Raw genomic sequence first — 22,869 nt, forward strand, 5'->3', positions numbered from 1 at the left:
CGGTCTGTCGGATGGCGGCCTACCGCTTGTAGAGGGTGTCCCCGACGAGCCCCGGCAGGTGAACGCCGTCGTCCGGTGATACCGCCAGATACGGGCGTTCAACCGGCCCGAACACGTCGACGACGCGGCCAACGGTGTCCAGTTGCTGGTCGACGAGCATCGCGCCGATCGGCGGGTGGGCGTCCGCGTCGGTGCGCACGACCGCGATGGTGCCCGCGGTCCGCGTGACGCTGCCGGCGCGCTCCATCAGTCCCGGAGCGCGCCGACGTACGCGGCGACGGCCTGGACGAGCGTGTTCTTCGCGTCGTCGGCGTCCTTCACCAGGACGCGGCCCGCAGCGTCCCAGTGCCGCCGTGGGTACGCCACGTCGCGCTCGACGACGGCGTCGTAGCCGACCTGCTGGACGGCGGTCGCGATCTCGTCGACGGACGGCTCCTCGACGGCAAGCTCCATGGGGACGCGGCGGCCGTCGCGGCGGGACAGCGCCGCGTCGAAGTACGCGGGCCAGATGACGTTCTCAACCATACGCGTCGCTACCGGGCGGAGGAATGAAACGGTGTCGGCCTACCGGCGTGCGACGAGCGCAGCGCCGGCCAGCGCGCACACCGCGGCTGCGACCCCGAATCCGGGTGCCGTGCCGTCCGCTGCGTCGGTGGGCGGCGTTGTCGATGCCGCCGTCGTGGTCGCCGACGGCTGTGCGTCGAGCGTCGTGTTGATGGTGGTGTTGTGAAACGCGTTCGCCATCCGCGCCATCGGCTCCACGATCCGCGGCGCGGGCTGGTTGATGTGGTTTGTGTTCACCGCAACCACGTTGCCGGTGGCGTACGCGGTGGTGTTCCGGACGACCGACGACGGCGCAACGAGCGCGGACGCCGTGGCGTCGAGGCGGTCCGCGGAGACGCCGGTCACCACGACGTCGGGGTCTTGGGAGACGATGACCTCCTCGGAGAGCTGTGGGTACGGTGAGGTGGTGTTCACGTCGGCGGCGATGTTGTGGCCGCCGGCCGCCTCGATGGCCGCGCCGATGAACGTGTTCGGGCCGGCGGTGTAGCCGTCACCGAGGTGGTAGTAGACGCGGGGCCGCGCGGAATCGGTGTCCGGCACGGCGTCCGCGATGGCGGCGACGCGGTCCCGCATCTCGGCGGTGGTGGCGGCCGCCGCCGCGCAGTTGCCCGTGAGCCGGCCGATGGTGGCGGTCTTTTCGACGACGCCGTCGATGCTCGTGGCGGCCCGGAACTGGAAGACGGTGATGCCGGCCGACCGGAGCCGCGTGACCGTGGTGTTGCGGACGGTGTTCGGCGCAAGCACCAGATCCGGGTCGAGGCCGACGACCGCTTCGACGTTCGTCTGCGAGGGTTGGCCGCCGGAGACGACCGTGCGCTGGCTGGCCGTGGGCAGATACGTGCCGAACTGGGAGACGCCCACGACGGCGTCGCGGTCGCCGAGCTCCCACATGGTTTGTGCCGCACTGGGGTTCAGCGTGACGACGCGCTCGGGCTCGCTGTCGAGTGTGATCGCGGTGTTGCTGGCGTCGGGTTCGGTGACCGGAAACGAGCACGCCCGGTCGGCGTCGGCGTGCTGTGCTGGCGGCTGTGGCGCGAACGCGCCCGCCGGAACGACCATCGTCACGGCGAGCGCCACGATCACGAGGGTGGCGAAGCGGCCCCGATGCATACACCACCGGTCTCGCGACCACAATAAATATTTGACTACCGAAAGTACGCTTGGGTTCAATGCGTGAGGTGTCCGCGAGAGCGGTGGCGTGGTCGGCGGCTGCCGGAGTGTTGCTCGTCGCGGTGCTGCTTGTGAGCGCCACGATCGGCCCGGAACCGATCACGCTGCGCACCGTTGCGATGGCCGCACTCACCGAGCTTGCGGTGCCGGTTGGCGCGTCCGTCACGATGCACACGCACGCCGTGCCCGTCGTCAGCGGTGGGCTGCCGTGGCCGGCGCTCACCATCGCGTACGCCGCCCCGCTGCAGTTCGGCGTTCCGGAGACCGCCCAGGTGATCGTCGGCACGATCCGGCTGCCGCGGATCGTGCTCGGGGCAACCGTCGGGGCGTCGCTCGCGATCTCGGGCGCAGTGCTACAGGGGTTCTTCCGGAACCCCATGGCCGACCCGTCGATCGTCGGCGTCTCCAGCGGGGCCGCCGTGGGTGCTGTCGCCGCCATCACCCTCCCGTCGGTCGTCGTCATCGGCGTGCAGCCCGCGGCCTTCGCGGGCGCGCTGATCGCGGCGTTCACCGTGTACGCCATCGCCACCAAGAACGGCCACACGCCGACCGCCACCCTCCTGCTGTCCGGCGTCGCCGTCCAAACCCTCCTGGGCGCGGTCACCTCCTTTCTGGTCGTCAACTCCGGCCGCGAGATCCGGCCCGCGATGTACTGGCTGATGGGCACCCTCCACGGCAGCCGCTGGCACGACGTCGAGGCCGCGCTCCCCGTCGTGGTGGTGGGCAGCGCCGTCCTGCTGGCGTACGCCAGGGAGATGAACGTGTTGCTGGCCGGCGAGGAGGACGCCCACACGCTGGGCGTCGACGTGGACCGAACGAAACGCCTGTTGCTCGCGGTCGCCAGCGTGGTCACCGCGGCCGCCGTCTCGTTCGCCGGCGCGATCGGGTTCGTGGGCCTCATCGTCCCCCACGCGGTCCGCCTCGTTGTCGGCCCCGACCACCGCGTGTTGCTGCCCGTGAGCGCGCTCACCGGGGGGGCGTTCCTCGTTGCCGCCGACACCGTGGCGCGCGCGACCGCCACCGAACCACCGGTGGGCATCATCACCGCCCTGATCGGCGCGCCGTTCTTCCTGTACCTGCTGCGCGACCGTGAGGTGCGCGCGCTGTGACCCTCGACGTCACCGGCCTCGACGTGGAGTTGGCCGGCACCCGCATCCTCGACGACGTCCACGCGTCCATCCGGGACGGCCACCTGGTCGGCGTCGTGGGGCCCAACGGCGCGGGCAAGTCGACGCTGCTGCGCGCCATGAACGGCCTCATCACGCCGACCGCCGGGACGGTGCTGGTCGCGGGCGACGACGTCCACGCGCTGTCCTCGGCGGCCGCCAGCCGCCGCATCGCGACCGTCCCCCAGGACGCCAGCGTCTCGTTCGAGTTCACCGTGCGACAGGTCGTCGAGATGGGACGCCACCCCCACACGACGCGGTTCGGGACCGACACCGACACGGCGGTCGTCGACCGCGCGATGGCGCGGACGGGCGTCGCGCAGTTCGCCGCCCGCGACGTGACCTCGCTGTCCGGCGGCGAGCGCCAACGCGTGTTGCTGGCGCGCGCGCTCGCCCAGGCGGCACCCGTCCTCCTGCTGGACGAACCAACCGCAAGCCTGGACGTCAACCACCAGATCCGGACGCTGGAGGTGGTTCGTGACCTCGCCGACAGCGAGGACCGCGCTGTGGTCGCCGCGATCCACGACCTCGATCTGGCGGCGCGATACTGCGATGAGCTGGTGGTGGTGGCTGACGGGCGCGTGCACGACGCCGGCGCGCCCCGCAGCGTGCTCACGCCCGACACCATCCGGGCGGCCTTCGACGCCAGGGTTGCCGTCGGCACGGACCCCGCGACGGGCGCAGTGACGGTGACCCCGCTTCCCGACCGCACGTCCGCGGCCGCCGACACCAGCGTGCACGTCGTCGGCGGCGGCGACAGCGCCACACCGGTCGTCCGCCGCCTCGTCTCCGCCGGCGCTTCCGTGAGCGTCGGCCCCGTCGTCGAGGGGGACACCGACCACGAAACCGCACGCCGCGTTGGCTGTCCGTGTACCAGCGTCGCGCCGTTCACTCGCCTCGAAGACACGACCGCCGCGTCGGCGACCCGCGCCGACATCGCGGCCGCCGACGGTGTCGCGGTGCCGGTTGCGGCCGCGGCCCGGCCCGGCGTTCGGGGCCTGCTGACCGACGCCGTCCCGACGCTTGCTGTCGGCGACGCGGCGGGTGCTCCGGAGTGGGCCGACAGGCTCGTGGCCTGCGACGCTGTCGTGTCCGCAGTCGGTGCACTTGCCGACACACCGTCGGACGGGGTGTAGGCGGTCACGGCCGGACAAGCTATGCGTATTGGGAACGTATTACGTGGACATGGATCGCACGGCAGCCATCAGGCTGGCCGGCATCACCGTCGTGGTGACGGCCGCGGTGGTCGCCAGTCAGCCGGCAGTGTTCGAACATACGGCCGACCGGGGTGCAGACAGAGCGCCGCCCGCGACGGCCAACGGCGCCGCAACACCCCACTCGGAGACGATCCACAAATCCGTCGTGCTCTCCAAGACGCCGGACGAACCCGGCCGCATCGACGCCACAGTCACCTACGACATCCCCGCCTCCGTGACCGAGCTCTCGGTGTCCCCGCCGAACCGCACGACACGCGTGTCAGCCAGTGGATTCGACCCGAGCACCGACGGCTACGAGTGGACCGGCCGGCAGGACGCACCAACGCTTCGCATAACGGTCACCGCCAACCAGAGCGCCGCCGCGCCGCCCAGCGACGAGCGCCACCAGGCCGGCGAGTACTCGTTCGTGGACGCCGGCGATTGGGCACTCGTCACGGTGCCCACGGTGCGGACCAGCTGGCGGTGGTCGGACGCCGACGACGTGTCCGTCTCGGTGTCGGAATCGGTCTCCGTCGACGGCCCCGGCGCGACTGGCGGCGAAATCGCCTACCTCGGGCCGGTCATCGAGCGCACGCGCACCGCTCACGGACAGACCATCACGCTCGTCACCCCCGAGCGCGCCGGCCTCGTGGAACCGCCGGCGGCGATCCTGGACACCGTCACCGCGGCCGCAGGCCGCCTCCAGGTCGGCGGGCGCGACGATCACGTCTGGCTCCTGGCAGCCCCACGAGCGCCGCTCCTCGGGCCGCGGGGCGTCGAGTACGGCGGCAGTGACGCCTGGGTGGGAGCCGACGAACGGCTCAACACCGCCACGAACGTCTGGCTGCACGAATACGTCCACACGCGCCAGGCGTACGACACGACCGCCTCCGCCAGGTGGACCATCGAAGCCACCGCCCAGTACTACGCCGCGTTGCTGTCGCTGCGGCTCAACGCCACGACCAACGCCGCGTTCCGACGAACGATCGCGAAAGGCGCCGACGAGCCGTGGCGCAGCGCCGTGCTGTCCACCCCGGAGACGTGGGCTGTCGGCGCGAACTACCGGAAGGGCGCGCTCGTCTGGGGCGCGCTCGACCGCCGCGTCCGCAGTGCCACGGACCGGACGGCGGACGGGCAAGCGGTCCTCCGGCGGCTGAACGACCGCGAACAGCCGGTGTCGAACGCGGACGTGGTGGCTGCCGTGGCGGCAGCCGGCGACGACGACGCCGCGGCGGCCACGAAGCGGGACACGACATCCCCGACGGCCCCGTCGATGTGGCCCCCGACCGCTCGCCCCGCCCCACTGGACTCGCCCGCCGGATCGGCACCCATCGGCCAGCCCGCTCGCGGCCCGCTCCCGCCGTTGAACGGCGCGCTCGCTCCGGCAGCCACCACGACAGCCACGGCCCACCATCGGTGACCGTACACCTCCCGCCGATCACGCGTGGTGGTCGGCGCCGGCGCCACTTCTCACCCCGCGAAACGAACGCACGCCGTTTATGACACCCGACCTCCACAGTCGAACACGACACAGCTGCCCGGCGAGGTGCCCACCGATGACACACACCCCACCACACTCGTACGCCGACGTGCTCGCCGCCGTCACGGACCCCGTGGTTGTCGTCCAGCATGGAACCGTCACGTTCGCGAACCCGGCGTTCAGCGAGCTCACCGGCGTTGCCGACCCGGTCGGAGCGCCCATCAGATCGTTCGCCCCACAGGACACCGCCTCGGACCTCGATCGCTTCTGTGACGCGGTGGCGGCCGGCAACGCCACCCGGACGCACGCCCGGGTCGTGCTCGCCGGCGCGGACACCGACCGCCGGCTGGTCACCGTCGACGCCACACGCCTCAACGCTGCCCACCAGGACGCGCCCGCGACGGCGCTCGTGGTGGTCGCTGCGCCCGAATCCGGCATGGAATGGGCGCACCACGAGCGCATTCTCGACGCCCTCCCGGTGGGCTCGTTTCGCACCCGCCTCGGGGACGGGGTGCTCCTCGGCGTCAACGACGAGCTGGTGGCGTTCGCCGACGCCCCGTCGAAGGCCGCGCTCCGCGGCCGCCCGGCCACGGAGTTCTACGCAACCCCGGCGGCGCGCGAGGAGATCGTCGCCACGCTGCGCGCCGACGGCGTCGTCACGGAGACCGAACTCGAACTCGAAACGCTGGCCGGCAACACCGTCTGGGGGACGCTCACGGCGGTCACGGTCACGCACGACGGCACCACCGTGGTCGATGGCGCCATCCGGGACGTGACCGAGCGCCGCCAACTCGAAACCGAGCTTCGCCAGCGCGCGCGGCGGTTCCGCCGCATGTTCAAACACCACTCCGCGCCGATGCTGCTGATCGACCCGGACTCGGGGGGCATCCAGAACGCCAACGACGCCGCCGCGGCGTTCTACGGCTACTCGGTCAGCGAACTCACGGGCATGACCGTGACCGACCTCAACACGCTGCCCAGTGGTGCCCTCGACACCCACCGCGGCCAAGCCGAGGAGGGGGACCGCAACCACTTCGTCTTCGAACACGAGCTGGCCGACGGCGAGCGCAGAACCGTCGAGATCCACTCCTCGCCGATCGAACTCGACACCGACACCGTGCTGTTCTCGATCGTGGTCGATGTCACCGAGCGCGCCGACTACGAGGCCCGCCTGGAGACGCAACGCGACAACCTCGACGTCCTCAATCAGGTGCTTCGCCACGACATCCGCAACGACCTCCAGCTCGTGCTCGCGTACGCCGACATGCTGGCCGGGGAACTCGACGGCGAACACGCCGACTACATCGAACGCGTCCTGGAGAGCGCCGACCACGCCGTCGAGCTGACGAAGACCGCCCGCGACATCGCGGACGTGATGCTCACCGACCCCGACGCCGACCACGTCATGTCACTGCGCGCGACGCTGAAGGCCGAGTTGGCCGAAGTACGGTCGTCGTTCCCCAGTGCGGCCGTGACCGTCGACGGCTCGATCCCGGACGTCACGGTCCACGGCAACAACATGCTCGACTCGGTGTTCCGCAACCTCCTGAAAAACGCCATTCAGCACAACGACCAGGACAGCCCCGAAGTCACTGTGTCGGCGGACTGCACCGACGACAACACGGCCACGATCCACGTCGCGGACAACGGCCCCGGCGTGCCCGACGCGCAGAAGGACGCCATCTTCGGCAAGGGCGAAACCGGACTGGACAGCGACGGCACCGGCATGGGGTTGTATCTGGTCGACACGCTCGTGGACTCCGTGGGCGGCCGTGTCACGGTGTCGGACAACGACCCCACCGGCGCGGTGTTCTCGGTGACGCTCCGCACGGGGCCGTAACCGTGCGCTCTCAGACCCTCTTCGCGGTCATCCTCGTGGTGACGGCGCTCGTCCTCGGCGGCGCGACCTACGCGGGGTTCCAGGCCTACCAGAACGCCGTCGTCGACAAGCACACGACCACTGTCGAACGGAACACGGCGCTCGTCAGGACCGAACTGGATGCCCAACTCAAAACCCACGAGCAGTCCGTCGAACTGTGGGCCACACGCCCCGGCGTTCGCGCACACGGCACCGCCAGACAGCGATCCGCCCTCCGGGCGCTCGTCAACAACTCCGCGTTCGCCGGCGCATCCGTGATCGCAGCGAACGGCACGATGACCGCGCTCGCCGCGCCACAGTCGGACGCCGCCAGCGTCGTCGGCTCCGACTTCGGGGACCGCAGGTACGTGCAGCGCGCGCTCGCCGGCACCACCTACATCAGCAACCCGGTTCCCGCGGAGACCGGCACCAACGTCGTCGTCGTGAGCACGCCGGTCCGCCGCGACGGCGACATCGTCGCCACGCTGAACGGCGCGGTGTACCTCTCGGAGACCGGCGCGTTCGATCTGCTGCGGTCGGACCTCCCGGATTCGTCGGGTGTCACGGTCACCACCGACGGCGGCGCGGACATCTACCACCGTCCGCCGTCGCCGAACCGGTCGGTGACCACCCACACGGCCCCCCTCTCGGAGGCCGACTGGGTGGTCTCCGTCTCCGAGTCCCGCGCGGTCATCGGGCCGACGATCCAACGGCTCACGCTCCTCCAGACGGGGAGCGTGATCAGCGTGTTCGCGGTCATCGCGGTGTTCGGCTGGTGGAACTACCGCCGCAACCTCGCGCAAGTCGAAGCCCTGATCGACGGGTTCCGCGCGCTCCGCGACGGCGCGTACGGCACCCACGTCGACGTCGGCGGGGCCGACGAATGGGAGCGCATCGGCACCGGGTTCAACGAGATGAGCGACACCATCGACCAGTCGGTGGCCGAGAACCGCGAACGCGCCCGCCAACTGCACGTCCTCGATCGCGTGCTGCGGCACACGCTGCGCAACGAACTGAACGTGGTTCGTGGCCGCGCGGAACTCGTCGCCAGCCACGCCACCGGCGAGGCGGCCGCCCACGCCGCGCACATCATCTCGCGGTGTGACTCCCTGGTTGAAACCGCCGACAAGGAACGCGCGATCAGTGCCGTGTTGGACACGGACACCACGCCCGAGCCCCTGGACGTGGCGCGCATCACGGAGACCGTCGTCGAGCGCGCGCAGGCCGACGCCCCGAACGCCGACCTCACAGTCGACACGCCCCCGACCGCCGTCGCCGCCGCCGTCCCCCAGATCGGCACGGCGATCCAGGAGGTCGTCACGAACGCGATCCAGCACGCCGACTGCACGGCCCCGCAGGTCAGCGTCTCCGTCTCCGAGCCCACGGCCACCGAGGGCATGGATCACGTCCGGATCACCGTCTCCGACCACGGGCCGGGCATCCCACGCATGGAACGTCGCGTGCTCAACGGCGACGACGCCATCGACGCGCTGCACCACAGCCAGGGGCTGGGGCTCTGGCTGGTCTACTGGGCGGTCACCCACTCCGACGGCGACCTCGACTTCGAGGACAACACGCCCCAGGGGTCCGTCGTCACGATCAGGCTGCCGGCGCGCGACGACACCGCGTGACCGCGCCCGCTGGGGTCGCCACCGCGGGCGATCCGGCACGCACCATCGGACGCCCTAGGTGTCGTTCAGTCGTGCCAGTTCCACCGTCTGATCGGGCGGTAACTCCGCGGTCTCGCAGGCCTGTAACACCTCCCGGATGTGGTAGTTCTTCTCCGTGTGGTCAGTGGCTTGGAGTGCGGCTTCGAGGTGATCGATACACCCATCGCACAATTCGACCATACTGTACGGTCAGAAACAACATGTCATATACGTATCGGAATTTGCTCTAGGCGACGCGAAATCGAACCCGCCATCGACGGCGCAGACGACACCACAGCCGTGGGGGTGATCGCGCACGCTCGACGCCCGCCGTGGGGCAGGCGCTGGTCCGAACGCGCGGCCGGTACGTCGCCCGACAAGCGGTTGCCGCCGGGCGTGCGTTCACAGCGGCAGTTCCGGCGATTCGTACTCGGTCCCCAACACGACCATCGTCTGGGAGCGCGCGAACCCGTCCATGTCAGCGATCTCCTCGAACATGAGTGCGCGCAAATGGTCGGTGTCCTCGGCGACGAGACGCAGGATCACGTCCCACTCGCCGGTCGTGAGGTTGACCTCTCGAACACCCTCGATGCCGGTGAGCCGGTCGAGGGTTTCGTCCTCCCGGCCCTGTTCGACGCGCAGCCCCACGAACGCGGTGGTTCCGAGCCCGACCGCCTTCGGGTCGACGTCGGCGTGATAGCCGCGGATCACGCCCGCCTCCTCCAGGCGGCTGACGCGGTCATGCACCGTCGCCGAGGACATGTCTATCTCGCGGGCGATCTCGCTGAACGGCTTCCGGGCGTCGGCCTGCAGCGCGCGCAGGATCTCGCGGTCCGTGTCGTCTACATCCATGTGTCCGCGGTAGACGGTGCCAACGCCAATACCTTACTACTCGGCCGCAGCGCGGATCTCCTGGGCGGCGGCCAACACGGCGTCGTGTGCGGTCCCGTTCGACGCGACGAGCCCGGTCGCGCCCGGCGTCCAACGCGTTCCGTCGATGTCGGTCACGACGCCGCCCGCCTGCCGAACCAGATGGACGCCGGCGACGCTGTCCCACGGATTGGCGACGACGTTCGTGATCGTGGCCTCCAGTTGGCCGCTCGCGACCATCGACAACACGGCCTGCGCGCAGCCGTACCGGCGCATGTCGCCGAACCGCTCGACGATCGCGGCGCAGGCGGCGGCGTACTCGTCGCGGCGGTCGAAATCCCACCAGATCGTGGGCGCGACCACGAACGTCTCGGGGTCGGTTTTCTCACTGACCGAGATCGGCGTGCCGTTCAGCGTGGCCCCGTCAGCGCCCGCAATGTAGGTGTCTTCGAGCGCCGGGAACCGATTACACGCCGCGACCGGGGTGCCGTCCACGACCGCGGCGACCGCGGTCGCCCACAGCTGGGTGTCACGCACGAAGTTGTTCGTGCCGTCGATCGGGTCGATCACCCAGGCGGCGCCGGCGTCGGGCACCGTCTTCAGCGCGTCGGCTTCCTCGCCGACGATGGTGTCCTCGTCGTAGACGGCGTCGATCACGTCGACGACGCGGCGCTGGGCGGTGCGGTCGGCCTCCGTGACGACGTCCGTCTTCCCGGATTTCGTTTCGACGTCGATGCCGGTTCGGAACGCGTCGAGCGCAACCGCGCCGCCCGTGCGTGCCGCCCGCTCGGCGACCGAAACGCGGTCGGTGTCGTGCATGCCACCAGCAGGGGTCGCCCGGTGCAAAGAGCCGTCGGTCTGGGTCAGCGACTGCGGCTGTCGCTGGTGGCGTGTAACAGTGTGTTTTGCGAGGGAAGTCCGTCCCGTGGACTTCCCGCATCCCGCGGCGCACAGTGTGCGCCGGCGATGCGAGGGAAGGGATTCGAACCCTCGAACTCCTACGAGAACGGATCTTGAGTCCGTCGCCGTTGGCCGAGCTTGGCTACCCTCGCACGCATTCAGCTTTCGGCGAGGTAGTTGTTTAGTCGTTGCGAATCTGGTCGGTTCGGGTGAAGGATTTATCATGGACGATGACAATGGTCTACTGTGACCGTCCAGTGACAGCCTGGATCGATCCCAACGAAACGCGGTCGAACTGGGGGCAAGACCAAGACGACACGCTTCCGGACCGCGCTCGGCCGACGATCGAACGCGCGGCTGAGACCGGGCTGCCGTTCCAGTACCGCGAGCAGCGGTACTTCGACGGAACGCTCTCGGACGTGCGCCTGGATGGCATCGAATACACCTCCGGCGAGTACGTTGTCAACGGCGGTGTGATGGGCGATCACGCGCTGAAGCTGCACGCACGGGGCCTGATCTGGGTCACCGAAGAGCCCGCACAGTGTCGCCGATTCAAACTCCAAGTCGTCCGCGACAGCCCGCCGGCCGACACCGTCCCGTACGGCGACTACGACGTTTGGCAGCGCTACCAGTTCGGGAGCGTCACCGTCGACCCGATCGAGGGGCCGACGTTCGAACCCGACGACAACGACATCCAGACCGAGCGCACGACGGCGCCGTTCGGCGCGCTGTTGAAGCCGGTTCGGCTCCACGTCTCCGAGCTCGAACTCATCCGGAACCCGTCGTTCGCCCAGTACCGGCTCGAAGAGCGCGAGGAGTGGGAGGAGTACGGTGCCGTGTTCCGCTGGAAGGGCAACGCCTTCCAGCAACGCGTCGAGTAACCGTCGAAACCGCTAACACACGGGACAGCATACGACGACCGTGGCGAAGCCACTCCGGTTCCGGCGGTCCCGGGAGCGCTGGAGTACCGACCGTGTTACCGACGCGCTCCACCGAGAGCTCGACGCCAACCTCGGTGCGTCAGCGGACACGCCCTGGTTCGCGCAGCCGTCGGGCTACGAGGCACGGCGCTTCGACGTCGACACGGGCGACACCGCACTGTTCGCGTGGCCGGCCGACGACACGCCCGGCGGCTGGTGGCTGGGGAACACGGAAACACCGTCGCCGCTGTGGCGCACCGACAAGCGGTCGTTTGCCGACGCGCCGTTCGCGGTGAGTCGGTGGGCCCAACGCGAGTTCACTGCGGAGCTCCACCAGCACGCCCCCTGGCTGGCGGCGTACCCGTACGTGTCGTGGTTCTTCCTGTCCGTGTTGTGCTCGAAGGACGGCCGCCGGACCACGCGGGCGTTCTTCCGCGAGCACGCCGCCGGGTTTCCGGACGCCGACTTCCAGGACGCGCTGGCGTTCTACGAGTCGTTCCTGAAGACGGGTGTCTTCGACGACCACCGCCACGAGATGGCGGGCAAGCTCGGGACCTCGGAGACACTCGACGTGCCCCGGGCCAGCGCGGCGATGAGCGAGTTCCACGCCGCGTGGCTGCTGGGGGAGGCGGGCTACGAGGTCACCCCGGAGATCGAGGTGACGACGGGTCACAGCCTCGATTTCCGCGCCGACCGGGAGGGCGAGCAGGGCGTGCTCGTGGAGGTCACACGGCCGGTGCCAACCAGCGATCGTGCGGCCGGCACCCCCATCGCCGCCGTCCGGGAGACGGCGGCGACGAAGACCGACGGCCAGCTCAGCGAGCACGGCGGCGGTGCGGTGCTGGTCGTGGACTGTTCGTCGTTCCCGGACGACGAGTGGCGTCGGATTCGCGGCGAGCGGCCCGAGGTCCGCCACCGGCCGGCGGTCGTGTTCCGGCTGCGGCCCAGCGGCCGCGTCGAGGGGTACACCAAGGGGTCGGTGCCGCTTTCGCTTCCGCAGTTCGACTGACCCACCCGAGCCGTTCTGTCGCTGGCGGTCACAGCGCTGGGTATGTCCCGCCGTCGCTCCGGTGGCGTGCTCGCTGCGACCGGTGACGTGCTGTCCGCGTTCCTCTCCATCACAGTCGTCGTTGGGCTCCCGCTTTCCATCGTGAATCACCTTCTGGGCAGTCCGCTGTCCACTTGGGTCGTCAAATCGGTGGCGTTCGTCGTTGCTCTCGGCGGCGCGTACCCGTTTGTTGCGGGTGACTGGCCGCTGGCGAAGCTCACTGACTTCGCGGTGGCCGCCGTTCTCACGTGGATCGCCGTCGCGGTGTTCGTCACCGTCGGACTGCTCGCTGCGGTCGACGGGGGGCTGCCGTCGGACCCGCCGGTGGACACGGCTGTCAGGCTCGGCATCGTCGCGCTCTCGGTCTGCGTCGCTGCACTGTACGTCCGGCACCGCGAGCGCACCCACGTCACTGACGACGACGCGCACGGCCACTGACCCGCCGGGCTTCCGAGGGTTCTTACCCGAGGCCGCCCCACCACTGACCGAATGGGCGACGCCGACGAGCCGTGGCGCGAGTTCTTCGGGTTCGAGGCACCGTACGACCAGCAGGCCGACGCCATCGGGGCGGCCATCGAAGCCGGTGACAGCGACGGCTTCCTCGCGATGGAGGGGCCTTGCGGGACGGGCAAGACGATGGCGGCGCTGACCGCGGGCGCGCACCTCGTGCGCAACACCGACAGCTACGAGCGCGTGTTGGTGGTGACGCCGGTCAAACAGCAACTGGAGCAGTTCGTCGCGGACCTCCGAACGATGAACGCGGGCCTCGATGACCCCTTGGACGGCGTGGCGCTCGTCGGAAAGCGGGATCTCTGCCCGTACGAGCGCGAGGACAAGTTCCCCGACGACGCCGGCGTCCACGAGCGCTGCGAGGACCTCCGGGAGTCGACTGCCGGCCTCGTGGAGGGCGACGACGGCGGCGAGTTCGACGGGCAGGACGCACGCGACCTCACCGAACTGCCGGCGGCGGAGACCCCCGACGAGCCGTGGTGGGATCCCGCAGCGGGTCGGGCGCTGGCGCGGTCGGCGCGCGCCGACGCCAGCCGGACGCTCTCGCAGACCCCGCTGCGGACGGCTGCCACGGACGCACCGTACGTCCCCCACCAGCCGACCGCCCCCGAGGACATGGCCGACGGCGACCCGCCGCTGATGTGTCCGTTCGAGGCCGACTGGTACGGCCGCGACAAGGGCTCGCCGGTCGGCTTCGAGGCCGGCCGGCACAACGTCGTCACGAGCGCGGACGTGTTGCCCGCGGGCGTCGACCACGGAACGTGCCCCCACCGCGTCCAGCAGGTGCTGTTGGACCACGCGGAGGTCGTCGTCGGGAACTACAACCACCTCTTCGACCCCCAGACCCGGGGGCTCACTGACCACCTCATCGACGACTCGACGTTCGTCGTGGTCGACGAAGCCCACCGCCTAGAGGAGCGCGTTCGGGACCTGCTCTCGGACCGCGTGGGGCGGCACACGCTCACTCGCGCCCGCAACGACTGCCGGACGCTGCTCACACGGGCCAACCAGAGCCGGGAGAACCGCCAGCAGGTCACCGACCACCTCGCCAGCCACGACTGCTCGCTCGACGCCGTCGAGGCGATGGTCGGGTTCCTCGACGACGTGCTGGAGTGGCTCGACGACCGCGTGGCGCGATACCTCGCCGCGGAGGGGTTCGACCCCGACCGCCCGGGGTCGCTGCCCGAACGCGACCACGAGATCCCGCTGCGGGACCCCGAAAGCGAGCAGCCCGACGCGCTCACGCAGTGGGCCGAACAGCACGGCCACACCGGGGACGCGTGGCGGTCGCTGGCGGCAACCGGCACCGCGGTGCAGGCGATCCTCGACGACGACGGCGACCGATCGGCGGTGGCAGGCCCCGTGGGCGTCACGCTCCAGCGGTGGTGGGAACGCGACCACGCGACGTACTTCCGGGAGGTGGAGCTAGAGCACGTGCCCAAGGAGTCGGGGCGGGCCGGCGCGGCGTGGGCCGAATCCTACACCCCCGCGCTCGTGATGTTCAACTGCATGCCCGCCCGCGCGCTCCGGGAGACGCTGTCGGAGGTCGGCGGCGGCGTGTTGATGAGCGCCACCCTGGAACCGCTGGACGTGTTCCGGGAGGTCGCCGGCCTGGACCGCCTGGCGGCGGGCGCGGGCGACAGCGACCCCCGCCCCGTCGTGGAGCGCCGCTACGATCTGCGGTTCCCCGAATCGAACCGCGCGAGCTTCCTCGTCGACGCCACGCCGTTCACGGCGCACAACCGCGGCGACCCCGAGCCGGGCACCGACAACCCGACGCGCGACGAATACCGCTACGTGCTGCGGACGGTCGCCCGCCAGCCCGGCAACGTTCTCGTCTGCATGCCGAACTACCGGGAGGCGGCGTGGGCGGCCGCCTATCTCAGCGACGGCGTCGTCGAGAAGGACGTGCTCGTCGACGAATCGTCGTCGAACGCCGCGACTGACGACCTCAAAGCGACGTTTTTCGCTGGCGACGGCAAGGTGCTGGTGACGAGCACACGGGGCACGCTCACCGAGGGCGTCGACTACGACGGCGCGAAACTCGGGGCGTGTCTCGTCGTCGGCGTGCCGCTGGTGAACGTCGGGTCGCCACGGATTCGGGCGGTCAGGCGAGCGTACGCCGACGCCTTCGGCGACGACCACGCCTTCGAGTACGCCCTGACGGTGCCCGCGGTTCGGCGCGCCAGACAAGCCATCGGGCGCGTGATCCGCGGCCCCGAGGAGGTCGGGGTGCGCGTGTTCGCCGGCGGCCGGTACGTCGAGGACGCACGCCACTCCGTCTTCGAGTATCTCGGCCCGGGTGAGCGCGCCGAGTTCACGACGCTCACGCCGTCGTTCCTCGGGAGCCAGCTGGACGCGTTCCGCTCGGAGTCGGACTGACCGCAGTCCTCAAGCCGGTTGGCCGACATCACTGTACTGATGACCGACCTCCGAACGCCATCGGAGCGCGTCTGCACGCGCTGTGGTCGCCACGAGCACTGGTCCGAGGACGCCCACCACTGGCGGATCGGCGACGACGCCGGGCGCGTCCACTGCATCCACGCGTGGGACATCACGGCGTCGTTTCCCGTCGTTGGCAATGACACGCCGGCCACCGACGGGTCGGCATGACCGCGCGCCCGGACTCCAGCGGGGCGTCCAGCCGCCACGACCGCCTCCAACGCCACCCCACGCCGAACGCGCGCAACTCCCTGTGGCGGTGGACCGACGCCAAACACCCGCTCCGGGTCGCGCTGAACTACGTCGTGATCGTGCTTGCACGCATCTCCCCGAGCCTCCACGCGAAAAACTGGCTGCTGGCGCGCATCGGCGTCACGGTCGGCGACGGCGTCGCGTGGGGCCTGGAGTCGACGCCCGACGTCTTCTGGCCGGAGCTCGTCACGGTCGGCGACGACGCCATCATCGGCTACGACGCCACGCTGCTGTGCCACGAGTTCCTCCACGACGAATACCGCACGGGCGCGGTCGTCGTCGAGGATCGCGCGATGATCGGGGCCGGCGCGGTCGTGCTGCCCGGGGTCACCATCGGTGCCGGCGCACAGGTCGCGGCGAACTCGCTCGTCACCGCCGACGTGCCGCCCGGCGAAACGGTCGCCGGCGTCCCCGCCGCGCCCACTGGCGACTAACGCGCCGAATCGTCGGTGTCCTCCGTCTCGCTCCGTGCCCGGGCGCTCACTCGGTGCGCGTGCGCCCCGGGCACGAGCGCGCCGACCGCGGTCAACCCGCCGAGCACCGCCAACAGGCCGCCGAACGCGAACCCGCCGACAACCGATAGCGGCGGCGTGACCGCGATGCCGCCGGTCAGCGCGGCCAACAGGAACCCCGCGCCACCGACCACGAGCCCGTACCGCGTGACGCGATGGGCTGCGGCTGCGATGCCCCAGAACGTGCGGAGCCTGCGGCCCAGCGACTGGGAGCGCGCCGCCTGTCGGGCGTCGACGGCGGCCCCCGCAGCGGCGATGCCCGCCGCCGCCACGCCGACCACGCCGGTGAGGAGGAACACCGCGATGCCCGCGGGCTGGGACACCGGAAACACGCCGCTTGCGACGCACAGGCACAGCCCACTGGCGATCCACACGCGGCGCGCCCAGTGGCGGCCCGGTCGGGTCGCTGCCCACGACTGCACGCGGTCGTGCCGGCCGATCCCGTACCCGAACGCCCCCACAGCGATGGCACCGAGGATGGTGGCGAGTCCGTTCATTGGTGGTGGACGATGACGATCCCGTCCCGGAACACGAGATGGTTCGGGATGACGTACTCCCGGCTGTCGGCTTCGATCCGCGTCACGAACACGTCCACCTCCTGGACGACGCCCTCGCGGCTCCCGATGGCGACCTGATCACCGATCCCGTAGGGCTGGCGCAACAACAGGTAGACGCCCGCCGCCGCCGACGCCAACAGCTGCCGCGTCGCGACGAGCGCGAACACCACCACGGACGCGAGGTAGACGCCGAACACCACGAGCAGCGCCGCCACAGCCACGCCGAGCTGGGACAACGCCACGAGCCCCGTAGCCAACACCACCGTGTAGCGCGCGGCCACGGCCACGACCGACGCCTCCGGGAACTTCACCGACCGCAGCCGCTCGGTCACGAACACCTCGACTTTGTCGCCGACGAGCACCCCGACCACCACCACGACCACGGCAGCCAGCACCGACGGCAGGATCGAGCCGAGCAGCCGCCACAGTGGCTTCTGGATGGAGAACTGGGCGGCGTCCAGCGCCACCAGCACGGCCACGATGTAGACGACCGTCGACACGAACCGCGCGGTCAGATCGACGGTTGTGGTCCCGGATCGCCGCGCCAACCGCTCGACGGTGGTTCCCTCGACGATTTCATCGACCCCGGCGGCCAACATCACGCGCCGGTGGATCCACCCGACGAGGTAGCCCGCGACGGCCCCGCAAAGCAACACGAGCGTCGCAAGCCCGTACTCGAAATGCGGGCCGACAAGCGTCCGCAACACGTCTGTCATGCTAGTTCTCCTCGGGGTCGAGCTCCAACACCAGCTCGCCGTTCCTGAACGCCCGCACCAGGCCGTCGGACTCCGAGAGCACGATCGCGACCGCGTTCGTATCCCGGGTTATCGCCCCCGCTGCCATATGCCGCGCCCCCAATCCCTTCGGGATGTCCGTGCCCTCGGCACCGGGCTCCAGGTAGCGGTACGACGACACGATCTTCCCGGAGTCGGAGATCACGAACGCGCCGTCGAGGCGCGAGAACTCCTTGAGCATCACGTTCACGATCGGATCCCCGACGTGAACGTGGCTCTTCTCGAAGGGGTTGTACGATAGCGGCCGGCTTTTCGTCATGACCTTGCCGGCGTCCCCGACGACGAACAGCGCCCCCACGGGCTTGCCCTTCTGGCCTTTCCGCCCGAGCTCGATCGCCACGTCGAAGACGTCCCGGATGACCCCGGGCTCCGCGCGCGTGCTGGCGAACAACTCGTAGACGCTGGATTGGGTGCCGGCGTTGGCGCGCGTCCGCGTCACCATGTCGATCTCCTCGCTCAGGAACGGCGCGACGCAGCCGAGCTCGTCGCCGTCGGCCACGACACCCTCGCTGAGCGCGCCCTCGATCCCGAACCGGATCTGCTCTCGCACGTCGTCGAACGCCAGGGGTAACTCGACGAACGTCTCGGCGCCGACGGCGTTCTCGGTGGCCACCACGACGACGTCAACCCCCTCGACGTCGGCAACGCGGTCGTAGTACGACCCGCTCGGCGAGAACACGAGCAGGGCGTCGATCCCATCGAGCACGTCGGCGAGAAGATCCGGTGGCCGAGTCATTTCCTGGATGGAACCACCGCACGCGCAAAAAGCTTCCCGGGACCTGGCAGCCACGCGTCAGACACACGCCGCTTGCACGCGGTCTGCGCGCCACACCGAGCCCCCGAATCGCTCGAATCGAGTGGGCATGCGCGGGACCGGCGCTCATCACAGCGGTGGTGCTCTCCGCGGGTGTCCCGTGCGTGGGATGGTGACAGCGGGGCAGCGCGATCAGAACACGTCGAGGTAGCGCTCTATGACCACGCGCTCCTCGTCGGTCAGGTCGAACAGGTCGTAGACCGCGTCGTCTATCTCGGCTTCGAGAGCGTCGATGTCGGTCTGCCGGACTTCCTCGCGGTCGGCTTCGAGCCGGCCGAGGAGTTCGACCACGCCGTCATCGGAGCGGGGAATCGGGATGGTCATCTCCTCGCCGCTCTTGACGTTGCGCCCGTCCACAGCGGCGTGGACGTACTCCGCGCGGCGCTTGCGCATCTCGCGGTCGTCGGAATACATCGCCGCGTCGCTGATGGTGTCCGACTGCCCGGCCTGCACGGTGACGTTCCCGTCTACGTCCCCCTGTACGTTGGCGTCCACAGGGTACCGGCGAGTCTGCCACTCGTAGGTGATGTAGTTGAGTTCGCCGTCGTAGTCGCCGAGGTACGCCTCCGGGAAGCGGTCGGTCCTGCTGTCAAGGTCGATAGTGTCCACAATCTCACTGGCCGTCTCGCGCATCGTCCCGAAGACGCCGGCACTGTCCTCGGTCTTGCAGGGCAGTTTCTCAACGTACTGTGAGCGGTATTCGTAGAACCCGCCCATCTTGACCGTCGTGATGTGCTTGAAGTAGAAGTCCAACGCTTTCGAGTTCAACTGACAGGCCATCTCCTCGGTGAGTTCTCGGTACGGTTCGTCCAACTCAATTCCATATGCCGTTTTGAAATACCAGACCCCTTCACTGTCGAGCATGAACCGAGCGTTTTCCGAGATGTGAGCACCGATTACTTTGGGCTTCTCGAATCTCGGGTGGCTTTTGGGATAGATGAAAGCGTACCAATCGTCTTCTCCTTCCATCCGACCGCTTTCTCTGCCTTCCAGCGTATCCCGGTGCTCCTCGAAGTATTCCCACGTAAGCGGCAGATTCTCCTGAAGGTAATCTGAGTCGTAGGACTTTGTCGTCTGCTTGCCATCCTCGTTCTCCACGTAGTGTGGGAGGATTACGTGCAGGCCGGACCACTCACCCCGCCAACGTTCTATGTCTTTACCCTTCAACCACGGACAGAGCAGGTCTGTTTCAATCTCGTATTCGCGTGATTCCCCGGTGGGAACTACTCTTACCGTGTCTCCTCCGTCGTCTGGATGAATACGGTCGGCGTTAACTGGTTTGACCAGATAGATTTTGTTTGCGCTCGTTTGGGTTCCTGCGAAGATAGCATCCGTGACGCCGCCGAAATTGTCCGTGCTGTTGGATTCAAGTTTCTCGAAGACTTGCAACTCCTCCGGCGGCATCATCGCCCAGTAGTCGTCCGCCGCGAGTTTCCGCTGGGGGAAGTCGAACACGTCGATGAACTCGTCGGCGTACCCCGGCTCGCCGCGATGCTCGCGCACCGACTCGATGATGGCCGTGTCGAGTTCCCGGTCGCGGTCATCGTCGGTATCGGCTTTCACTCGCACACACCGTACATCGTTGTCCTCGCGGCTGGCCTCGTCGGGTTCGTCCTCCAGAATCACGATGGCCGGATAGTTCGTCGCGTCCTCGAACACCCCGGAGTCGCGGAAGTCGTAGACCTCCTCGATGCGCGCCTCATCGAGTAGCACCTCGCGCAGGCCCTCGCCGTAGTCCGTGACCATGAACTGATTCGGCGTGATGAACCCGAGTTTTCCCGCGTCCTCGCGGAGCCAGTCGAGGCCGCGCTCGTAGAACGGACAGTAAATGTCGTAGTTTCCCGTCGTGGAATCGTACAGCGACTCCATCATCTCCTTCTGACTGTCTGGGAGGTTCTGCACTCGAACATACGGCGGGTTCCCGACCACGTAGTCGTACTCCATGTAGTTCTTCACAACGAGCGCGAGCACGGTGTCCTCGAACATCTTGAACAGCCGCCCGTCGTTGTGCTCCTCCTTCAGGTAGCGGACGTTCTCCAGCATGTCCTCCACGTACGGAACGAAGAACTCCTCGACACCCGAGTAGTCCTGTGACGTGTGCTGGTTGATGCGCTCGGCCAGCCCGCTCTCGTACTCCCAGTCGAAGTCGCTGCCGAACTCCTCAGCGAGGGCCATGTGGTCCTTGACGGTGTCCAAGACGCCTTGCAGAGCCGCGAAATACTCGCCGAAGTTGTTCACACCCGTCTCCAACTGAATCGTGTCGAACAACGGCATCCGCACCCGGCGCACGAGGAAGCCATCCTCCGTTTCGCCGACCTCATCCTCGTCCACCTCGACCGGGAGTGGCACGGGAATCCGCACGTCTTGGTCGTCCTCGGTCATGGCGTCAAAGGTCATCTGCCGGGTGCCGTCGTCGCCGAGGTCTGCGCCCGTCAGTTCCCGCTCGTTGCGAAGCGTGTCAGTCCGGTAGATTGGAAGCCGCCGGAGCGTGAACGCCGGGTTCTGGGTCTTGGCCTCGCGGTAGGCTGGAAGGATAGCGACCACAAAGCGAATCTGCGCCATCAACACGGCGAACGGGTGTATGTCCAGCCCGACGATGCGCGGACGGGTGCAGAGGTCCCGCAGGTGCTCCTCCCAGTCGGGATCGTCCTCGAAATGCTCGATGTCATCGAGATACCGCTCGACGGCTTCCACGAGGAAGGTGCCGGACCCACACGACGGGTCGATGAGCCGCTCGTTCGAGACGCCGTGCTCGTAGTCGACGCCGTCCATGATGTAGTCGATGACTGGCTGTGGCGTGTAGAACTCTCCCAGCGCCTTGCGCGTCTCGGGGTCGAAGTACCGCTGGTAGAGGTCCCCGAGCAGGTCGCCCTCCACGTCCTCGAAGTCGAAGCGGAGAACGTTGAAGAACACCTCGGCGACGGCACGACTGAAGCGGTCCCGCGTGGCATCGCTGACGCGCTCCACGCCCCCGGACTCCTTGGCGACCGCCTCGAACTGATTTGACCCCGTTTCGTGCCCCCGAGAGAGGTGTTCGGCGTAGCCATCAGTCCACCAGATGAAAATATCATCTTGGAACAACCCTTCGACCAACTGATCCTGCATATCGTCGATGAGGTTGTCTGCGGCGACGGGGAACGCGTCGAGGTTGATACTGTCCCCAAAGCCCTGCAGTCCACGGAAGTAGTCGTCCATACCTTCATACCCCGTTCCCGCGAAGAAGTCGTGGTCTTCAGTTGCCTTCGCAAGCAGGAGCCGGGCGAGAAGTGCGTGCCCGCTCTCCAGACAGAACATGAAGTCACGAAGTGACTGCTTCCCGCTGATGAACGGGTCCCACGAGGTCGGCACCTCGTCCGGCTCATCGGCGTAGGTCGCCTCCCAGAAGTCGTATGCTCCTTTGACGAACTTTTCTTCGCGGTCGTCGCGGAGCTCCTGCAGGAGGTCCATCATTCCGGTGACGAGATCGGCAAACGGGCTTCCTGTTTCCAGCCGGAACGTATCGAAGAAGTGCTCTTGGCCGAGTGCCGCCTGCTTGTCAAGCGGAATTGGGTCGAGGGTTTCGAGGAACTGATTCACGTCCTCGGGGTCCGTGAGGTCGAACTCGCGTTTCTGAAGCGCGCTGACGAGGTCGCGGGCCTGACTCTCCGTGACCGCGTCCAGCGAGACGGTGAGCATCGCATGACTGTCGCCCCGGCGATAGAGCCGCAACTGCTCGCCGTTGGTCAGGACGCCGTACTCCGCCCGCAGGTAGTCCATGTAGTGAAACAGTTGGTCCTCATGCGGCGGGAGGTTGCGGCCCGTGGTCTTAAACTCGTAGACCGCTGTAACTGCTTCGTTAGTGTCTAACGTGACGTAGTCTGGGCGACGGTTATCTGGAAGCGTAAACTCGCTTCTGAGGTCCGTCCCAGTACCTTCGTAGCCGAGCGACTCATAGAACCCGTGCTCAATAAACAGGTTCTCAACGTCCCGCTCGCTCATGTCCCCATCAACCGTCGTCTCAATGGACTGGAGTGCCCCGGAGAGCGCAGACACAGCTGACATACGAGCACCAATGGCCGTGACTGGGTTAAGTATGCATAGAACACTGCCACAGAACCGTGCGGCAACGTCGGGTCCAGCACTCGCAATCCAGCAGCAGGGAGCACTCACTGCCGGCCGCTCTCGGAC

21 protein-coding genes and 1 tRNA gene are annotated in these 22,869 nt (G+C 68.4%); 11 read left to right on the forward strand and 11 right to left on the reverse strand.

What is annotated here, in order from left to right; genetic code table 11:
• Positions 1-19 precede the first annotated feature (19 nt).
• Genes JT689_RS06880 through JT689_RS06890 form a run of 3 tightly spaced genes read right to left on the reverse strand, consistent with a single transcriptional unit; the run spans position 20 to position 1,674 of the window.
• Complete coding sequence (locus JT689_RS06880) at positions 20-247, reverse strand: H/ACA ribonucleoprotein complex subunit GAR1 (protein WP_010902991.1); 228 nt, start codon at positions 245-247, stop codon at positions 20-22.
• Positions 247-525, reverse strand: coding sequence for a signal recognition particle subunit SRP19 (gene srp19 / locus JT689_RS06885; protein WP_205251858.1), 279 nt, complete (start codon positions 523-525; stop codon positions 247-249). Before srp19 ends, JT689_RS06880 begins: the two co-directional genes overlap by 1 nt.
• Before the next feature lie 39 nt (positions 526-564).
• Positions 565-1,674, reverse strand: a complete 1,110-nt coding sequence (locus JT689_RS06890; protein WP_205251859.1) for a PGF-CTERM-anchored ABC transporter substrate-binding protein — start codon at positions 1,672-1,674, stop codon at positions 565-567.
• Between the two features lie 59 nt (positions 1,675-1,733).
• Between JT689_RS06890 and btuC the strand changes: the two genes are divergently transcribed.
• From btuC to JT689_RS06915, 5 genes are all read left to right on the forward strand, one after another.
• Positions 1,734-2,843, forward strand: coding sequence for a vitamin B12 ABC transporter permease BtuC (gene btuC / locus JT689_RS06895; protein ID WP_205251860.1), 1,110 nt, complete (start codon positions 1,734-1,736; stop codon positions 2,841-2,843).
• Positions 2,840-4,036 (forward strand): heme ABC transporter ATP-binding protein, encoded by a 1,197-nt coding sequence (locus JT689_RS06900; protein ID WP_136361471.1) that lies wholly within the window; start codon positions 2,840-2,842, stop codon positions 4,034-4,036. The genes btuC and JT689_RS06900 overlap by 4 nt, the downstream gene beginning before the upstream one ends.
• Positions 4,037-4,085: 49 nt before the next feature.
• Positions 4,086-5,516 (forward strand): hypothetical protein, encoded by a 1,431-nt coding sequence (locus tag JT689_RS06905; protein ID WP_205251861.1) that lies wholly within the window; start codon positions 4,086-4,088, stop codon positions 5,514-5,516.
• A 136-nt stretch (positions 5,517-5,652) separates the two neighbouring features.
• On the forward strand, positions 5,653-7,416 hold the full coding sequence (locus JT689_RS06910) for a PAS domain S-box protein (protein WP_229373432.1): 1,764 nt from the start codon (positions 5,653-5,655) through the stop codon (positions 7,414-7,416).
• Positions 7,417-7,418: 2 nt separating this feature from the next.
• A complete protein-coding gene (locus tag JT689_RS06915) occupies positions 7,419-9,065 on the forward strand; it encodes a sensor histidine kinase (protein ID WP_229373433.1) in 1,647 nt (548 codons plus the stop codon).
• Positions 9,066-9,119: 54 nt separating this feature from the next.
• Here the strand turns inward: JT689_RS06915 and JT689_RS06920 are convergent, their stop codons facing one another.
• The 4 genes from JT689_RS06920 to JT689_RS06935 form a co-directional block, all read right to left on the reverse strand.
• Positions 9,120-9,284, reverse strand: coding sequence for a hypothetical protein (locus JT689_RS06920; protein WP_205251863.1), 165 nt, complete (start codon positions 9,282-9,284; stop codon positions 9,120-9,122).
• Positions 9,285-9,485: 201 nt separating this feature from the next.
• A complete protein-coding gene (locus JT689_RS06925) occupies positions 9,486-9,935 on the reverse strand; it encodes an Lrp/AsnC family transcriptional regulator (protein WP_010903000.1) in 450 nt (149 codons plus the stop codon).
• A gap of 36 nt (positions 9,936-9,971) precedes the next feature.
• Entirely contained in the window at positions 9,972-10,772 is an 801-nt protein-coding gene (locus JT689_RS06930; RefSeq protein WP_010903001.1) for an inositol monophosphatase, read from the reverse strand.
• Between the two features lie 148 nt (positions 10,773-10,920).
• Positions 10,921-11,005 (reverse strand) — tRNA-Leu (locus JT689_RS06935).
• Between the two features lie 105 nt (positions 11,006-11,110).
• On the opposite strand from JT689_RS06935, the gene JT689_RS06940 reads away from it, so the two are divergent.
• Genes JT689_RS06940 through JT689_RS06965 form a run of 6 tightly spaced genes read left to right on the forward strand, consistent with a single transcriptional unit; the run spans position 11,111 to position 16,459 of the window.
• Positions 11,111-11,734 (forward strand): hypothetical protein, encoded by a 624-nt coding sequence (locus JT689_RS06940; protein WP_012289318.1) that lies wholly within the window; start codon positions 11,111-11,113, stop codon positions 11,732-11,734.
• Between the two features lie 40 nt (positions 11,735-11,774).
• Positions 11,775-12,782 (forward strand): DUF5784 family protein, encoded by a 1,008-nt coding sequence (locus JT689_RS06945; RefSeq protein WP_205251864.1) that lies wholly within the window; start codon positions 11,775-11,777, stop codon positions 12,780-12,782.
• A 42-nt stretch (positions 12,783-12,824) separates the two neighbouring features.
• Positions 12,825-13,259, forward strand: coding sequence for a hypothetical protein (locus JT689_RS06950; protein WP_010903004.1), 435 nt, complete (start codon positions 12,825-12,827; stop codon positions 13,257-13,259).
• Between the two features lie 51 nt (positions 13,260-13,310).
• On the forward strand, positions 13,311-15,713 hold the full coding sequence (locus tag JT689_RS06955) for an ATP-dependent DNA helicase (RefSeq protein ID WP_205251865.1): 2,403 nt from the start codon (positions 13,311-13,313) through the stop codon (positions 15,711-15,713).
• Positions 15,714-15,752: 39 nt separating this feature from the next.
• Positions 15,753-15,944 carry an HEWD family protein gene (locus tag JT689_RS06960; protein WP_136361476.1) on the forward strand — a complete coding sequence of 64 codons (192 nt, stop codon included), beginning with the start codon at positions 15,753-15,755 and terminating at the stop codon, positions 15,942-15,944.
• Complete coding sequence (locus JT689_RS06965) at positions 15,941-16,459, forward strand: acyltransferase (RefSeq protein WP_136361477.1); 519 nt, start codon at positions 15,941-15,943, stop codon at positions 16,457-16,459. Before JT689_RS06960 ends, JT689_RS06965 begins: the two co-directional genes overlap by 4 nt.
• On the opposite strand, the gene JT689_RS06970 is transcribed toward JT689_RS06965, so the two are convergent.
• The 4 genes from JT689_RS06970 to JT689_RS06985 all read right to left on the reverse strand — a co-directional run bounded on the left by JT689_RS06970 (position 16,456) and on the right by JT689_RS06985 (position 22,743).
• On the reverse strand, positions 16,456-17,034 hold the full coding sequence (locus JT689_RS06970) for a hypothetical protein (protein ID WP_010903008.1): 579 nt from the start codon (positions 17,032-17,034) through the stop codon (positions 16,456-16,458). The two genes, JT689_RS06965 and JT689_RS06970, sit on opposite strands and share 4 nt — an antisense overlap.
• Positions 17,031-17,810 (reverse strand): mechanosensitive ion channel domain-containing protein, encoded by a 780-nt coding sequence (locus tag JT689_RS06975; protein ID WP_205251866.1) that lies wholly within the window; start codon positions 17,808-17,810, stop codon positions 17,031-17,033. The genes JT689_RS06970 and JT689_RS06975 overlap by 4 nt, the downstream gene beginning before the upstream one ends.
• 1 nt (position 17,811) lies before the next feature.
• On the reverse strand, positions 17,812-18,624 hold the full coding sequence (dacZ, locus tag JT689_RS06980) for a diadenylate cyclase DacZ (RefSeq protein ID WP_205251867.1): 813 nt from the start codon (positions 18,622-18,624) through the stop codon (positions 17,812-17,814).
• Positions 18,625-18,834: 210 nt separating this feature from the next.
• Positions 18,835-22,743: an N-6 DNA methylase gene (locus JT689_RS06985; protein ID WP_205251868.1), complete on the reverse strand. Its 3,909-nt coding sequence runs from the start codon at positions 22,741-22,743 to the stop codon at positions 18,835-18,837.
• Between the last annotated feature and the right edge of the window lie 126 nt (positions 22,744-22,869).

Origin of the sequence: Halobacterium sp. GSL-19 (genome assembly GCF_016917855.1) — an archaeon.
Taxonomy (GTDB): Archaea; Halobacteriota; Halobacteria; order Halobacteriales; family Halobacteriaceae; genus Halobacterium; species Halobacterium salinarum.

Coding starts and splice junctions, on each gene's coding strand:
- btuC (WP_205251860.1), top strand. CDS start 1,734: ATGCGTGAGGTGTCCGCGAGAGCGGTGGCGTGGTCGGCGGCTGCCGGA.
- JT689_RS06955 (WP_205251865.1), top strand. CDS start 13,311: ATGGGCGACGCCGACGAGCCGTGGCGCGAGTTCTTCGGGTTCGAGGCA.
- JT689_RS06880 (WP_010902991.1), bottom strand. CDS start 247: ATGGAGCGCGCCGGCAGCGTCACGCGGACCGCGGGCACCATCGCGGTC.
- srp19 (WP_205251858.1), bottom strand. CDS start 525: ATGGTTGAGAACGTCATCTGGCCCGCGTACTTCGACGCGGCGCTGTCC.
- JT689_RS06965 (WP_136361477.1), top strand. CDS start 15,941: ATGACCGCGCGCCCGGACTCCAGCGGGGCGTCCAGCCGCCACGACCGC.
- JT689_RS06905 (WP_205251861.1), top strand. CDS start 4,086: ATGGATCGCACGGCAGCCATCAGGCTGGCCGGCATCACCGTCGTGGTG.
- JT689_RS06925 (WP_010903000.1), bottom strand. CDS start 9,935: ATGGATGTAGACGACACGGACCGCGAGATCCTGCGCGCGCTGCAGGCC.
- JT689_RS06970 (WP_010903008.1), bottom strand. CDS start 17,034: ATGAACGGACTCGCCACCATCCTCGGTGCCATCGCTGTGGGGGCGTTC.
- JT689_RS06890 (WP_205251859.1), bottom strand. CDS start 1,674: ATGCATCGGGGCCGCTTCGCCACCCTCGTGATCGTGGCGCTCGCCGTG.
- JT689_RS06930 (WP_010903001.1), bottom strand. CDS start 10,772: ATGCACGACACCGACCGCGTTTCGGTCGCCGAGCGGGCGGCACGCACG.
- dacZ (WP_205251867.1), bottom strand. CDS start 18,624: ATGACTCGGCCACCGGATCTTCTCGCCGACGTGCTCGATGGGATCGAC.
- JT689_RS06950 (WP_010903004.1), top strand. CDS start 12,825: ATGTCCCGCCGTCGCTCCGGTGGCGTGCTCGCTGCGACCGGTGACGTG.
- JT689_RS06920 (WP_205251863.1), bottom strand. CDS start 9,284: ATGGTCGAATTGTGCGATGGGTGTATCGATCACCTCGAAGCCGCACTC.
- JT689_RS06985 (WP_205251868.1), bottom strand. CDS start 22,743: ATGTCAGCTGTGTCTGCGCTCTCCGGGGCACTCCAGTCCATTGAGACG.
- JT689_RS06910 (WP_229373432.1), top strand. CDS start 5,653: ATGACACACACCCCACCACACTCGTACGCCGACGTGCTCGCCGCCGTC.
- JT689_RS06960 (WP_136361476.1), top strand. CDS start 15,753: ATGACCGACCTCCGAACGCCATCGGAGCGCGTCTGCACGCGCTGTGGT.
- JT689_RS06975 (WP_205251866.1), bottom strand. CDS start 17,810: ATGACAGACGTGTTGCGGACGCTTGTCGGCCCGCATTTCGAGTACGGG.